8 protein-coding genes are annotated in these 16,709 nt (G+C 39.0%); 2 read left to right on the top strand and 6 right to left on the bottom strand.

Annotation, left to right across the window (positions count from 1 at the left end):
- Positions 1-97 precede the first annotated feature (97 nt).
- Positions 98-1,048 carry an NAD-dependent epimerase/dehydratase family protein gene (locus tag ACM0OT_RS03860; RefSeq protein ID WP_414562903.1) on the bottom strand — a complete coding sequence of 317 codons (951 nt, stop codon included), beginning with the start codon at positions 1,046-1,048 and terminating at the stop codon, positions 98-100.
- Positions 1,049-1,425: 377 nt separating this feature from the next.
- Between ACM0OT_RS03860 and purD the strand changes: the two genes are divergently transcribed.
- On the top strand, positions 1,426-2,703 hold the full coding sequence (gene purD, locus ACM0OT_RS03855; RefSeq protein ID WP_414562901.1) for a phosphoribosylamine--glycine ligase: 1,278 nt from the start codon (positions 1,426-1,428) through the stop codon (positions 2,701-2,703).
- 177 nt (positions 2,704-2,880) lie between these two features.
- Positions 2,881-4,866 (top strand): two-component system sensor histidine kinase NblS, encoded by a 1,986-nt coding sequence (gene nblS, locus ACM0OT_RS03850; RefSeq protein ID WP_414562899.1) that lies wholly within the window; start codon positions 2,881-2,883, stop codon positions 4,864-4,866.
- A gap of 192 nt (positions 4,867-5,058) precedes the next feature.
- On the opposite strand, the gene ACM0OT_RS03845 is transcribed toward nblS, so the two are convergent.
- The 5 genes from ACM0OT_RS03845 to pgsA all read right to left on the bottom strand — a co-directional run bounded on the left by ACM0OT_RS03845 (position 5,059) and on the right by pgsA (position 16,704).
- Entirely contained in the window at positions 5,059-5,430 is a 372-nt protein-coding gene (locus tag ACM0OT_RS03845; protein WP_414562897.1) for a zinc ribbon domain-containing protein, read from the bottom strand.
- A gap of 168 nt (positions 5,431-5,598) precedes the next feature.
- Positions 5,599-6,222, bottom strand: coding sequence for a nuclear transport factor 2 family protein (locus tag ACM0OT_RS03840; RefSeq protein ID WP_414562895.1), 624 nt, complete (start codon positions 6,220-6,222; stop codon positions 5,599-5,601).
- Positions 6,223-6,756: 534 nt separating this feature from the next.
- The gene (locus tag ACM0OT_RS03835) at positions 6,757-12,177 is read right to left on the bottom strand and encodes an AAA family ATPase (protein ID WP_414562893.1); all 5,421 of its coding nucleotides are present in this window, start codon (positions 12,175-12,177) and stop codon (positions 6,757-6,759) included.
- Between the two features lie 162 nt (positions 12,178-12,339).
- Positions 12,340-16,068, bottom strand: coding sequence for a HEAT repeat domain-containing protein (locus tag ACM0OT_RS03830; protein WP_414562891.1), 3,729 nt, complete (start codon positions 16,066-16,068; stop codon positions 12,340-12,342).
- Positions 16,069-16,182: 114 nt separating this feature from the next.
- Complete coding sequence (gene pgsA, locus ACM0OT_RS03825; RefSeq protein WP_414562889.1) at positions 16,183-16,704, bottom strand: CDP-diacylglycerol--glycerol-3-phosphate 3-phosphatidyltransferase; 522 nt, start codon at positions 16,702-16,704, stop codon at positions 16,183-16,185.
- Positions 16,705-16,709 lie beyond the last annotated feature (5 nt).

Here is a 16,709-nt window from a genome sequence, read left to right as displayed (position 1 = left end):
GGGGAGCAGGGAGCAGGGAGCAGGAAGCAGGGGGAGAGAATAATATAGATTTGTTTGTATTATCGCTCTCATCTCCCCAGCCCCCAATCTCCAATCCTTAACAATACAAAGCCTTCACCCATTGCCATTCCTGCATCAAACCCTCCCTTAAGGAGACTTGCGGTTGATATGCTAAAATTCGCCGGGCTTTAGATACATCAGCCGCAGTGTGGCGTGCATCTCCCATAGCTTTTTCAATGTAATTTTTCTTGATGGGTTTGCCTACTACTTCTGCCATTGTGTCTAGAACTTCTGCCAAAACTACCCGGCTACCACCACCAATATTGAATATTTCGCCCACAGCTTCGGGTACAGAGGCGGCGGCTAAATTGGCAGCTATGACATCACTAACAAATGTAAAATCCCGCGTTTGCTGTCCATCGCCATAAATGGGAATTGCCTCATCCTGCAAAATAGATTTGAAAAATTTATGAAAAGCCATATCTGGGCGCTGTCTGGGCCCGTAAACCGTGAAATAACGTAATGCCACAATTGGCACACCAAAGTTTTTGTGATAAAGTCCACACAACCTTTCAGCGGCTAGCTTGGTAATGCCGTAGGGGGACACTGGTTGAGGTGGTATCTGCTCATGAGTAGGTAGGGTTTCAGCATCACCATATACACTAGATGTCGAGGCAAATACTAGTCTTTTCAGGTGTTGAGCATCCTTTGCCGCTTCTAATAAAACTTGCGTAGCACTAATATTGCGTTCAGTATAATTGCGGAAGCCTTCACCCCAACTTGCTCTTACCCCAGCTTGTGCCGCTTGATGATAAATAACCTCAACATCTTGGAGAAGTGCCTGCCAGTCTAAAAACTGAATATTTCCTTCAATTAAAGTAAAGTTAGGCGACCCGTGTAAATGTGCAATACTCTTGTGCTTTAACATCGGATCGTAGTAATCGTTAAATTCATCAATGCCAATTACTTCTTTGCCTTGTTTTAGAAGTGTTTCCACAAGGTGAGAACCAATAAAGCCTGCGGCTCCAGTAACAATAGTTTTAGCCATGTTCCCTATTTTATTGATATTTTTTTGATTCTATATTCACAGGTTAATACTTACACCGATTAAACGTCATTAGTTACTCAGTCTTTTTAAATCAATTATTCTTACCTGCTAAAATTAATGACAAATACCTCAAGTCTGAATCATTTTTCGGAAAATAACCGTAGAAATATTGTAATTAAATTATCAAAATTGCTCCTAATATCTACTATTTACTTAAGTAAGTCGGCGTAAAAAAATAGAATAGATTGTACTCAACATTAGCTATGTCCCACTATGCACTTTTCAGAAAGCTTGCATCAACAGAAGAATTAGTGAAAAATTGATCCGCGAGAACCACTAGGGTATTCTCGTTTCACAAGGCACTCACGAGGAAATCAGTGAAAGTTTTAGTTATAGGTAACGGGGGACGTGAACACGCACTAGCATGGAAACTGCTGCAATCTCAGCAAATTGAGCAAGTTATCTGTGTGCCAGGAAACGGGGGTACGGCAAGTATGGAACGTTGCCAGAATTTGCCTTTGGCTGTAGATGACTTTGAGGGCATGAGCCGATATGCTTTAGAAAATAACATTTCTCTGGTGGTAGTAGGGCCAGAAGTACCCCTGGCAATGGGAATTACCGACTACCTGCAAAGTCAAGGATTAATGGTATTTGGGCCTGTCAGAGCAGGAGCGCAAATTGAGGCGAGTAAGGCTTGGGCAAAAGCTTTGATGCAGGAAGCGGGGATTCCTACAGCCAAGTCTGCGGTATTTACGGAAGCAGCAGCAGCTAAATCATACGTAAAAGCACAGGGTGCGCCCATTGTGGTGAAAGCTGACGGCTTGGCTGCGGGTAAGGGTGTCATAGTTGCCGAAACTGTGGAACAGGCGAATAGTGCCATTGAGGCAATTTTTCAAGGACAGTTCGGTAGTGCGGGTAATTTTGTTGTTGTTGAGGAATGTTTAACTGGGCAAGAGGTATCAGTTTTAGCCTTGACCGATGGATTAACAATTCGTCCTTTGTTACCCGCTCAAGACCATAAACGGATTGGTGAAGGTGATATGGGCGAAAATACTGGTGGGATGGGAGCTTATGCCCCAACACCTATAGCCACACCAGAATTAATGGCACGGGTACAAACAGAAGTTTTAGAAAGAGCGATCGCAGGCTTAAAATCCAGAGGCATTGATTATCGAGGCGTACTTTACGCAGGATTAATGATTGCACCCGATGGTGATGTGAAAGTTTTAGAATTTAACTGCCGCTTCGGTGATCCTGAAACCCAGGTGATTTTACCACTGTTAGCCACACCCCTAGAAGAATTGATGTTAGCCTGTGTACAGCAGCGTTTAGGAGAAATGCCCCCTATTGCTTGGAAACAAGGAGCTGCGGCTACTGTTGTCGCTGCCTCAGGTGGTTATCCTGGGACATATGAAAAAGGCAAAGTCATTACTGGCATTCAAGCAGCAGAAACAGCACAAGTCACCGTATTTCATGCAGGTACAAAATTAAACTCACAACAACAAATAGTCACAGATGGGGGAAGAGTATTAAATGTAACAGGCATCGGTGACAATTTTCAGCAGGCGATCGCCCAAGCATACATTGGCATCAAATCCATTCATTTTGATGGCATGTATTACCGCAAAGATATCGGTCATCGAGTGCTGAGTTAAAGTGATATCGGGGATTGGAGAGTAGGGACTGGGAACTGAGAAGTTTTTCCCCTTACTCCCGACTCCCGACTCCCGACTCCCTGCTCCCTGCTCCCGATTAACATGTTTGTCAAATTAACTGTTAATTTTTTAGTTGTTGGGGTTGAATAACTAAAACTACTAACAACTTTGTTTAAGATGCTGGCTCCTTTAAAAACAATTCGAGAAGCGTTCGCCAATGGCGTGTCGAAGACACTCGCCAATTGGTGGTCTGACTTCACCCTTCAGACTAAACTATTGGCTGTGGCCACCTTGGTGGTGTCTTTGGTGATGAGTGGTCTGACTTTCTGGGCTGTGAATACAATTCAGCAAGATGCCCGGATGAATGATACCCGTTTTGGTCGTGACTTGGGATTACTCCTGGCTGCCAACGTTGCCCCGCTCATTGCTGATAACGATCTCACTGAGGTTGCCCAATTTTCTCAACGCTTTTATAGCAGCACCTCTAGTGTGCGTTACATGCTCTACGCCGATGAAACCGGGAAAATCTTTTTTGGCATTCCTTTTTGGGAGCCAGAGGTAGAAAATTCCCTCACCATTGAACGGCGAATCCAACTACCAGAAGATTACACCAGTGATTTAGAAAAGCCGATGGTGCGGCAACACATGTCCCCAGATGGGGTAGTCACTGATGTATTTATTCCCCTGATTGTCGATGAAAAATCCCAGGGTGTCTTAGCTATCGGCATCAACCCTAATCAAACCGCAGTTATTTCCACCAATTTTACCCGCGATGTTACCATTGCCGTTTTTATCACGATTTGGGTCATGGTGATTTTGGCAGGAGTAATTAACGCTTTGACCATTACTAAGCCCATTAAAGAACTGCTAGTGGGGGTAAAACAAATCGCAGCCGGGAATTTCAAGCAACGCATCGACTTACCCCTAGGTGGCGAACTAGGAGAGGTTATTCTTAGTTTTAATGAAATGGCGGAGCGACTAGAGCGCTATGAAGAACAAAATATAGAAGAATTAACAGCAGAAAAGGCTAAACTCGAAACCCTCGTATCAACCATCGCTGATGGTGCTGTGCTGATTGATAACAGTATGCAGGTGATTTTAGTTAACCCCACAGCGCGGCGTATTTTTGGTTGGGAAGGGGTGGAAGTTGAAGGGAGCAATGTTTTACATAATTTGCCTCCGGCGGTGCAGATGGAAATCACTAGGCCTTTGTATGAAATGGCCGCAGGTGAATGTGAAAGTGCTGAGTTCCGCATTCATCTGAGCGAACCCATCAAACGCACAATCCGCATTCTGTTGACTACGGTACTAAATTTACAACGGGAAAGCATTAAAGGTATTGCCATCACAGTGCAAGATATTACCCGTGAAGTAGAACTGAATGAGGCAAAAAGCCAATTTATCAGTAACGTTTCTCACGAACTGCGAACACCTCTATTTAACATCAAGTCTTTTATTGAAACCTTGCATGAGTATGGCGAAGACTTGAGTGTAGAACAACGGCAAGATTTTCTGCAAACCGTTAATCACGAAACCGATAGATTAACTCGTCTAGTTAACGATGTGTTGGATTTATCCAAGCTCGAATCTGGGCGCAGTTACAGCTTCAATGGCGTAGATTTAGCGCAAGCAATTGAACAAACTTTACGAACTTACCAACTCAATGCTAGAGATAAAGGCATTGAACTAATTCAAGAAGTCGCCCCCAATTTACCCCTAGTTGTGGGTAATTATGATTTATTGCTGCAAGTATTAGCTAATTTAGTGGGTAATTCCCTGAAATTCACTCAGGCGGGTGGTAAAGTCGCCATTCGTACCTACCAATTAGATCCCCAGCCCAACTCACATAATCATTCTGCTCAGGTGCGGGTAGAAATTTCCGATACTGGTATTGGCATCGCCTTAGAAGACCAACAGGCGATTTTTGACCGCTTTTTCCGTGTAGAAAACCGAGTTCACACCCTAGAAGGGACTGGTTTAGGCTTATCAATTGTGAGAAACATCATGGAAAGGCATCGTAGTACAATGCATCTAGTGAGTGAAGTTGGTGTAGGTACTACTTTTTGGTTTGATTTAACTGTGTTTGAAGAAGCGTCAAAGCCAGTATCAGAGCCTACAACCGAAACACAGACCATCCCCACAATCTCAGGAGGCGCATCTTAAGTAGTAGTGCAAAAATATTTATACATTTTGAAAACTTCAAACCCTTGTCATTGCGTAAAGCCCTAGCGGGCATAGCTGCGCTTACCGCGTAGCGTCTCGTAGAGAGGAACGAAGCAATCGCAATATATATTTAATGTTGCGTAATCACTTAATAGCCATTCTCCGCGAGAAACGAGTAACAAAGTCAAGATGTCAAGCAGTTGACATGGCTACCAGTAAGCAGACAAACAATAAACCCAGTAGCAGCAACAAAAACTGATTGCGTTTAACCCAGTTCTGCAAGGTTGTACCAAAGCTGCTGGCGTTACACTGCTGCTGTAATCTTAACTTGCTCTCTTCCAGATTTTCATACAGAGTGCAGTCTTTGGCATGAGGACGTTGGGGAAAATTGCAGGTATTATCGGCGTGGTAGGTACAGCTATCGCATAGATACTCGTCCCCTGTGGCGCGGTGCAAAGGAATTCCCGGATGTCCGTAAGCTTTAAGCGTGGTACGACAATATGGACAAGTAATTGCTTGACTATCAACGAGTTGATGGCAATGAGGACAAGATATAGTAGCCACAACCTCAGCACAAATAAGTAAACATCTCGATTCTAGCTATTTATGCCGCATTGCGATCGCCTCCGGTGGGCGTTTTGCGCCATCGCCTCCGGCGGGCGTTTTACACAAATAAAACTAGAACCCCAGTTTCTTCAAGAAACCAAGGTTCTCTAACTTTTGATTGAGCTATTATCGTCTTGAGCGACGAGGTATGCGTGGTTGTGTCAACGTGGTTGGCGGAGAACTGAGATTTAGAAAATTATTGAGTTTGAGAGTACGACGTTGAATTTTCCACTGTCCATTGACTTTGACAAGTTCATCTTCATAAGTACCATTAGCAACGTCAATACTGGTTTCCGAACGTTTGTGAGTTGCATGGAGGTAAGAAGACATTGTTGCTTGATTACCTTGCACAGAGATGTTTATCGTCCCAATTAAATGTTGGGTAGCTTGATATCCATTTCCTTGGAATACGCCATAGACAAAATCTGCCCAAGCATCTGTTCCCATGCGTGTTTCACTAGCACCATCAGGAAAAACGGCTGTGATAACTGCATCTTGAGTAAAACAATCCCGATAAATATTTTTGCCTTCTAAAACATTACCGCTACCAATAGCGTCAGTTCCCAGTGCATAACAGTTTGTTAATTTTTGAATTGCTAGTTCTGTATTAGGTTGACTAGCATTGGCTGGCTCAAATTTACCTACTGTCAATGCAGCAACAGTAATGGTTAAAGCAATTAACGTTACACGATATAAGGGAAACGAGATGTATTTGGTAATTGGTTGCTTATTCTTTCTTGTCTTATCCACAAAAGTCATTCCTGATTTTCCTGTTTTGTAGTTGGTACTACGGAATATTTAGCCTATGTCATGAGCTAAAATATTCGCATATTAGAAATGCCATAAATATCCTAGTGAACAATCTGGCTGATGCCATCTTTATTCAGCTAATTCTTTATAGCAATTACACAACGACTTGGTAACTGTTAATTGCAACTAAGTTTAATATTTTTGTAGCACATCAATAGTGAAAAATATTTATTTTAATTGAAATAACACTGAGATAAAGTATAGAAAATTTATCAAAATATTCATCACATTTTCATGAAAAATATTTTAATCTTACAAAGACAATACACAATAAAATAAAAGTCCGTAGTAAGTGAACTCTAGCCCTTTAAAACCTAGCAAGAGAGCGATAAATCGCTCACTACGAACAAAAAACTTCATAACATACTCTATTAAGGCTTGCGAATATCACTGGCGCATCTATGCCTACACCAAGAAAGTTATCACACAAAATTGGTATAAGTTTAGTAAGTTAGAAGAATAACAGTCAAAAAATTATTCTCCATCAATGGGAATAGAAATCATAAATACTGTTCCTTTTCCCCATGCTGAATCACAAATCAAAGTTCCGTTGTGATTGTCTACAATAATTTGCTGACTTATAGATAAACCTAACCCGGTTCCTTTACCTACATCTTTCGTGGTAAATAACTTATCGAAAATGCAGTTTTGCACTTCTTCTGTCATGCCTTTACCATTATCTTGAATTTTAATGACTACGTCTTGATTATTTTCAGATATTTTGGTCTGAATAGTAATTATATTAGGGTTATTAGCTTGATTTTCAGCAAAGGTACGACCGTTAGTTATTTCTTCTAAGGCATCAATGGCATTTGCCAAAATATTCATAAATACCTGATTTAATTGTCCTAAGTAACATTTGACTGGGGGAATATTGCCATACTCTTTAATAATTTGAATAGCCGGACGCAGATGATTAGCTTTCAGGCGATGTTGTAAAATTAATAATGTACTATCGATACCTTCATGAATATTAGCTGATACTTTAGATGTCGTATCAGCGCGAGAAAAGGTACGCAAGGAAGTACTGATATTACGGATACGTTGTGTCCCTAGTTTCATACCATCAATCATTTTGGGTAAATCTTCTAGCAAGAAATCTATATCTATTTCTTCAGCTTTTTCTTCAAGTTCGACATCAGCATGAGGACATTTTTCTTGGTATAGTTGCAGGTAACCTATTAAATCATTCACAGCATCTTTGGCTTGAATAATACTACCAGAAATAAAACCAACGGGGTTGTTAATTTCGTGTGCTATGCCTGCAACTAAATTCCCCAGTGAGGACATTTTTTCACTTTGGATGAGTTGTAGTTGTGCTTCTTGTAATTCGTTGAGAGACTGCGCTAATTCTCTAGATTTTTCTTGCTCTCTGGCATACAATCGGGCATTTTCTAAAGCAATAGCAATTTGAGAAACTAAAACTTTTAATACTTCAATTCTCTCAAAAATAAAGGCTCCTGCTGTTAACTGGTTTTCTAAATAAATAATACCTGTAAGCTGTGATTGATAAATAATGGGTAAACAAAAAATAGATTTTGTTTGAAATTTTTGAATATAACAATCAACATTAAATATTTTATCAACAGTAGCATCATTTAATATAAGATTTTCCTGAGTTCTCCAAACATAGTTAATTATTGAGATAGGTAAATCTTGATATGTTTCAGCGGGCAGAGATTGCAAAATTGTCACTTCCTCCGCCGTAGTGCCAGAGGCTTCTATATATAGTTGATCATTTTTTACTAGCAGTAATACAGCTTTTTGAGCCGCAGCATTTTCTAGTAATATTTTAATTAACTTGCTCAATAAATTTTCCCAAATTATTTCATTAGTAATTGCTTGAGAAAATTTGATAAATGTATTAAAGTCTAAAGCGTCACTTAAACTACTGTTAGTAGTAGTTCTAGAAGCAATATGAGTGACATCTAGGGTGAAATTAGGAGTTTCTGTAGTACTAGTTTGTTCTAATAGAAAAGGATGCTTTAATTCTAGTTGTTTAACTTTAGCGATCGCACCCCATCGAATATAGGTATAATAAGCCTTAGTGATGTAAGTTTGAGAAATTAATTCTTTATTCAAAGATTGATAAAATTCTCCGCCTAATTCATAAGCTAAGGCTTCTTCTTGGAGATAACCATTTTCTTTAGCCTTGGCAATGGCAGAGTCATAATATTCCATCGCTTCCAGTTTTTGTCCCAAAACCCGATACCTTTCTGCCTCCACTAAATAAAATTTATGTAGGTGGTTCATCGGGGCGTGAGTAGCCCAAAGTTGCATTTTTTGCTGATTAGTTTGTACTTTTTCTAAAATAGATGATTGCTCAGATGCTTTAACATTAGGATAGATAGCCAATTGCACTAAAGAATCATAAAAATGAAACAAAGGTACAACAAATAATCCTGTAACTCCACCTAAAGATTGTTCTGCCATTGCGGAATATTCTAAAGCCAAAACATATTCTTTAAATAAATAAGCAAGCATCAGCTTATTTACAAATAAATGATTAATCGTGTAAAGGTCATTAAATTTTTGATGCATAGGCAGCATAGTTTGCTCATTATATGCTTCTCCCATTAAACACCAAATGTTTTCTACATTTGTTTTTAAATTAACAACTGTTTGTAAATATATTTGATTCCAAGTTAAGGCGACTTGTTGCTTAATTTTTTTAAGCGATTCACAATAATCTATCAGTTCTTTTTCTAATCCACAAAGTTCTTGGCCATACCAAAAAGAATGGCAAGGATAGATATATCCACAATAGCCAGCGTATTCTAAATCTCCAGTTTCCAAACCGCTAGCAAAGCCAGTTTTAGAAGTTGAGAATGTTTCCTTAATATGTTCTTGCCAATGTAGAACATGGGCGCTGACAACTGTGAGAATTTTCGCCTTCAGTTCTGTGGCATTAAATTGGGAAACTAAATTAGATGCTAATTTGCCAAATTCGTAGCCAGCATCTATTTTTCCTTGTACTCCACAAAGGATTAATCCATAAAGACTGTAACCATAGGCAGATACAGCTGTATTGCCATAATTTAAAGATAAATTGACCATTTCACAAGCAATAATTGGCATCATCGCCGGTGCAGTTTGAAAAGCCGCAGGTAAAACACCCATTAAGATTTTCATAGCTGCTATCTTATTAGGGTCAGTCATTAATGGTAGGTTAATTAACTCTGCAATTGTTTTCTCTTGTAGGTGACTAGCAATATCATCCATTCCCTTTTGAATATCAACAGGTGTGGGTTCATCAGGAAAATTTATTCCTAACAATCGGAGAATGGATAATGCAGTGTGAATAGCTTCTAGTTGTTGGCTCTGGACTATAGAAGCGATAATTTTTACTTCATAAACTTTCACTTTATCTAATAAATTATTTGCCTCTTGCAGCACCACCCCAGCCCATTGCTGCATCTGCTGAAAATTTCCACTAAGATAAGCTACCTCGGCGGCGGCTTCATATAATCCGATAGTTAAGTTATATTCAGTTTGCCAAGCATCTATATTTAAAAGTTTTATCCCCGTTTCCAAATACCTGAGCGCCGCTGCATAAGCTGTAGAGGCTTTTGCTTTACGTCCAGCAACTAAATTTAGTCTAGCTAATTCAGTTTTGGTAGCTTGTTCAACCAGGAAAATAATCCCAACATTTAACTGATTGACAATATCAAAAATATTAGTTTCTATTTCTGATTTGGGTGTATTTTGCAGCAGTAATTGACCTATTTTTAAATGAGTAGATTGTTTTCGCTCTTCGGGAATTAGTGAATAAGCTGCTTGTTGCACCCTGTCATGTAAGAACTTATAACCTACCCGTGAACTATCAAAATTCAAATTAACTGCTTCTTCTTGATTAAAAACTAAAGGAATGCGATAAGCTTCACTTAAAGGTAGAATTAAACCTGCTTGTAAAGCCGAATATAAATGATTCGCAGTCACAGCAGGTGATTGTTCATAAATTATCGCTAAAACATCCAGGCTAAAACTATCACCTATACAAGCTGCTAATTTTAAAACTTCTTGAGTGAATTGTGGTAGCTTCTCCAATCGGCTAGCGACAAGTTCAACTACATTTTTATCGATAATCCCAATTGCCTGAATTTCTGCTAAACTCCATTCCCATTTGGCATGATTAAAATCAAATCGTAAGAGTTCTTCTTGATGAAGTACCTGTAGTAGTTGCGTGATAAAAAATGGATTACCACCTGTTTTATTACAAATTAATTCAGCTAATTCAATAATTCGCAGATGATGATTTTTATTACTTTCGACAATCGAACAGCTTTCTTGTAAAGTTTCAGCGATTAACTGAGTTACATTATCTAAGTCTAAAGGTTGCAAGACAATATTATTAATAATTGTGTCAGTCTTTTTGATTTCTGCTATGGTTTGAATTAAAGGATGTGTAAGACTAACTTCATTATCCCGATATGCTCCTATTAATAACAGATATTGATTTTCGGCATCAGTCATTAATATTTGGATTAAATTTAATGTCGCCGCATCTGCCCATTGCAAGTCATCTAAAAATATAACTAGGGGATGTTCTTTTTGAGTAAAAACTTGAATAAATTGCTCAAAAACACGATGAAAGCGGTTTTGTGATTCTGTTGCACCTAGTAGGGGGACTTCTGGTTGTTGACCAATGATTAATTCAACTTCAGGAATAACATCAATAATAACTTTGCCATTAGTACCTAATGCTGCCAATATTTTTTCACGCCATGCTGCTATTTTTTCATTTGACTCTGTTAATAAACAGCGCATTAAATAAGTAAAAGCTTGAATTAATGGTGCATAAGGTATATTTCGTTGTAATTGATCAAACTTACCAGCAATAAAATAACCTTGTTGGCGAGTAATGGGTTTATTAATTTCATTGACTAGAGCCGATTTGCCAATACCTGAGTAACCAGAGACTAGCATCATGGCGCTAGTTCCCGATGCTACATTTTCAAATGATGTTAAAAGTTCTTGGACTTGTTGTTCACGACCATATAATTTTTGGGGGATTAATAGCTGACTTAAAACATCTAAAAGACCAGGCACAAAGTTAGTAATTGTACTATTATTTTCTAACTGGTTAAGACATAAATCTAAATCTGCTAATAATCCTGTAGCACTTTGATATCTATCTTCGGCATTTTTTGCCATCAATTTCATGATAATGGCTGCAATGTTGCTAGGAATTTCTGGATTTAACGACTGCGGGTTGACTGGTTGAATCGCAATATGGTTGTAAACTACCTCTAGAGGGTCTTGGCTAAAAAATGGTATTTTCTCAGTGAGCATTTCATATAAAGTTACCCCAAGAGAATAAAAATCAGTACGATAATCAAGGATACGATTCATTCTCCCGGTTTGTTCCGGAGACATATAAGCAAGTGTCCCTTCAACAGAATTAGGGTTAGTAAATTGAGGATTTTCTTTATTGAGACGAGAAGCAATACCAAAGTCAGTGAGCTTAACAATACCTGTTTCTAAGTTAATAATAATATTGCTGGGTTTGATATCTTTATGAATAATTTGCTGTTTATGCAGGTAATCTAAAGCTTTAGTGATTTGAATCGCAATTTTTAAATAACTAATTAAATCTAGTCTTTCTATTTCTAACAACTGTGCTAACGACTGACCACCAAAGTCTTCTAGCAACAGTCCCACACGATTATCAAATGTTTCTATACTGATGATTTTAACTATGTGGGGATGATCTAAATTTTGCTGAATTTGATACTCATTTTTAATCCGAGTAAAAGCTTCTAGGGTAGGATATTCATTTTTGAGAACTTTGAGGATGGCTGGCTGTTGCGTATTTGGTATTTGTGTGCGATAAATAACGGTCTGAATGCCTTCGTGAAGAGGTGGATTAATTTGGTATGCAGTAAGATTTGGCATTTATTTTTGTCTATAAAGTTATAAATACTACAGAAAAGGGGATGATAGTTTAATTATTCCCCAGGGATGGGAGATTTTGATCATTGTGATTGGGGGATGCGATCGCCTACTCCAAAATTCTGTGGTACAAATCATTTGGGGACAACTTTTCCAGACAGCCATTCACTCTAGCCCCTGAAACTCAGCCAACTTCTTCTGAGCAAATTCCCGCACTTGCTCATCTGGGTCATTTTCTGCTCTATCACGCAACAGTGTTAAAGTCTGGGGATATTCCCGATATTGCTCAGTAATGGCTGCCAATGCTATTTGACGAGGATTGTCTTGAAAGTTATACTCACGCTCAAAAGAGTCACTCACAGCGCAGTGATAAAATACTTCAAATATCCCAGGGTCATCTTTGAAACCCTTGGCCAATTCTTGCACAGCGGCTTGGCGGACAATCGAAGATTTATCCACAGTGGCGCGTTTTTTAAGAATCGTCAGGGTTTCCGGGTCATCTTTGAAACCCCTGGCTAATTCTTGCACAGCTGCTTGTCGGACATCCGAATATTTATCAGATGTGGCGTGTTTCTTAAGGATGGAGAGAATATCAGGGTTATCTTTAAAACCTCTGGCTAATTCTTGCAATGCTGCACGGCGTACATATTCATTATCATCAGATGTGGCGCGTTGTTTGAGAATAGGCAAAGTATCAGCATCATCTTTAAAACCCCTGGCTAATTCCTGTACAGCAGCCCGGCGCACATCAGAATATTGATCTGCGATCGCCCGTTGTTGGAGAATAGATAAAATATCCGGGTCATGTGGGAAACCCCTGGCTAATTCTTGCACAGCAGCCCGGCGCACATACTTATCATCATCAGCAATAGCCAGTTTTTTTAACCAAGGGAGAGTATCTGGTTCATCGGGAAAATTTCGGGCTAATTCTTGCACCGCGGCTTGTCGCACATCTGAATATTTATCAAATCTGGCGCTTTGCTGGAGAATGCTCAAAGTTTCCGAGTCATCTGGAAAATTTCGAGCTAATTCTTGCACCGCGGCTTGTCGTACATACTCATTATCATCAGTAGTGGCACTTTGCTTGAGAATAGGTAGAGTATCAAAATCATCTTTAAAACCCCTGGCTAATTCTTGCACAGCTACTTGTCGTACTGTCCAATCTTCATCAGCTGTAGCACATTGTTTTAACCAAGGTAAAATATCAGCATGATCTCGAAAATTCCTTGCTAACTCTTGTACTGCTACTTGTCGCACCGTCCCCGCCGCATCAGTAGTGGTGTGTTGTTTTAACCAAGGCAAAGTTTCCGAGTCATCTTTGAAACTCCTGGCTAATTCTTGCACAGCGGCTTGTCGCACATACTCATTATTATCAACAGTAGCCAGTTGTTTAAGAATCAAGCAGATACCAGCATCATCTTTAAAACCCCTAGCTAATTCTTGCACAGCCACTTGTCGCACTGTCCAATCTTCATTAGCCGTAGCACATTGTTTTAGCCAGGGTAAAATATCGCGGTTATCTTTAAAATTTCGGGCTAATTCTTGCACAGATGCACGGCGTACATATTCATTATTATCAGATGTAGCTAATTGTTTTAGCCAAGGCAAAGTATCAGCATCATCTTTCCAAGTTGCAGCCACCGATGCAATAGCTTGGGTGCGAATTTCCTGCACTAGCTTAGTTTCGGCTTCATCTAAATAAGGTTGGTAATAGTAAGCCAAGTCATATTTTGTTAAAGCTTTGATTTGGTTGAGTAATTTATTTGCTGTTGAGGCTACTAACAACCTATTTCTCACTTCAGCCAGACATTTAGCTGCCAAAAACAAATTAATAAAATTTTCTGATTCGCCATTTTGCGACATTAAATAATCTAAAATTTCACAAACAAACCTTGGCTCAATCATTCCCGTAATTAAGCGCAACACCTCATGCCAAGTTTCATCCCGCCAATGCTTACCAAAAACATCCTTATTCAGTTCTTTAATGGATAAAGTTTGTGTTTCTTTAAATTGCCACACAAATTCCCAAGCACAAAAATATTCTAAAAAAGTTCGATGAACAAAGGCATAATAATCTGCACCTAAAAAACACAGCATAAAGTTACGTGTCCGTAACTGATTAATCATCACCCTGGCAACTTTTGTAGGATTTTCAAATTCTATATTTTTTAAATAGCGAATTAAAATCTTTTCTAAATAAACTACACTAATAATATTTCCAGCCAGACCCTTTTTACTGGTTTGCATATGATAAGCAACTTGCCGCAACATCGCCTGCTTATCTTTATAATCAATAGTTTTGGGATCTAAGCGAGAATCTTCTACTAAAGCCCGTTCCACATCCCATTGATGTAGCAGTACCCGTGATGCTTGTTCATAAAGTGTCGCCCTATCTCTAGGCAATTCTTGATTACGATTTAAAATTGCCATCATCGTCAACAATAGAGGATTGCCTGCTAATTCAGCAATCGCTTTTGATGTATCAATTGCTCTTTGTAACCGCTCTTGTTTGCGAAATTTATCTACTTCATCATGGAAGGTTAATTCATGCCAACGATGAATAAAATCTTGAATTTGGGCTACATCTAAATCTTGCAACATAAAGTGGCGAAATTCCGCATCACGTAACCGTTGTGGTTTGTAGCCAATCACGCGAGAAGTCAAAATTACCCGCGTATGGGGATATTGATTCGTAAAGCGATGAATATCTGTAATTACATCTTCTCGTTTTCCTGGTTCAAATACTTCATCTAACCCATCAAACATCACCAAAGCATTACCAGCTTTTAGCTGTTCGTGAAGTTGCAGTTGATTCAGATGATGAACATTGCCGCTACATTTATGGAAAAATTCTAAAAAATTACTACACTCATTATTATCCCGTCTGCGGATATAAGTGCGTAACTCAATTAATAAAGGAATAGGCTGAGAAGTTATATTATTTAAGGGTGTTTCTGCCCAATTTAATGCTAAAAATTGTAATAAGGTTGATTTACCAGAACCAGGGTCACCCAAAATGACTATATATTTATAAGTTTGTTTATCATTGATAATATCTAATACTGAGAGTATCGGCTGTTCAAAATAAATTTGTTTGTAACCTTCTAACTCATCTAGAGAAATTTCTTCTTCTAATTGGTTATTGGCTCGCAGTCGCTTCAGATGCTCCTTAGGCAGTTCGTGGACGTGGGGCAAAACTTGGTGAACTTCTCGCACATTTTGGGCAATAAACATGCGCCATAACTTCAATTCGTTATAGGCATAACCAGTGGTATCTAAACTATCTAACTTCAAATTGCCATAGCGCTCACGTAGCCCTTCCTGATATCCTGGTAAATCAAAATCTGTAGGAATACCAGCAATTTGTTGTAGACTTTCTTGAACTTCTTCTAGATGTTTGGCATCGAGAATAGGGCGTAACTTATCTGACTCTCGAATAATTGCTTTAACTTTTTTCAGATAGCGTTTACTCAGCCTTTCCCACTCAAACGTATCAGGGAGACTAAGTAGATTCATCTCATACCAAGTCTTAGCTAATACTTGAGAATCTAAACATTGGCAATCTGGTTGAAAGGGACGACCTAAAATTTCTGTAAGTGCTTGATTATGAATAAATTGCTTTAAAGGCTGAGTATATTTTTGCAGTTCTACTTCTTCTAAATCCGCATCTTCTAATTCCTGCTGCATCAGTTGCAAAAATTCCTTCAAGGCTTTGCCGGCAGCAATTTCAATATCTTCTTTTTTGAGTTGCTGTAAAAAATGCTTGGGAATACTTTTTACTAAATCTTTAGCCCAGTCTTTGGCGATGTCTTTAGCTAAGTCCTCAAAAATCGGTTTAAAAATAAACCCGACAGCCTGAGTTACACCCCAAACAGCTAACCAATCTATAATCATACTCGTATTTGCCCAGTTTCAGACTTCGAGTATATACATCAGTTTGGGGAATGGCTACAGATTTCAGGATATTTGCAGTTTTGGGGACTAGTACCGCTGCCTTGGAAGTCAAGTTTACTGGACTTTTGGACTAGCTTTTGGTGGCAAAATATAAATTACTCCAGATATGATCGTCAGGATAACAGCAACCCAGAAAGCAATGATAGAGGGAGTTTGCCATACTTCAGGTAAAGGTGCGATTAAAAGAGCGATCGCAATTATTTGACTCACAGTTTTGAGTTTACCCCAAATATTCGCCCCGGTAATCGTCGTTTGATTGACTCGCCACCCGGCGATCGCTAGTTCCCGCGCTAAAATGACAAAGACGCCCCAAGCAGGAATCTTTCCTAATTCTACTAACACCAATAAGGGCGCAAGCACTAGTAATTTATCTACTAAAGGATCGAGAAATTTACCTAAATCAGTAATTTGGTTGAGTTTCCGCGCTAAATAGCCATCTAACCAATCAGTTAAGGCTGCAACTAAAAATATTGTTAAACATACCCATCTGGCTTGGGATGAGGGATTATATAAACCGTAAAGTAAAAATGGAATTGCTAAAAGTCGAGAAAAGGTAATCCAGTTAGGTATATTCATGAGTT

This window comes from Anabaena sp. CCY 9613, assembly GCF_963920895.1.
GTDB lineage: Bacteria > Cyanobacteriota > Cyanobacteriia > Cyanobacteriales > Nostocaceae > Cyanocohniella.
Note: the sequence above shows the minus strand (reverse complement) of the source record. Positions and strands in the feature narration are given on the sequence as shown.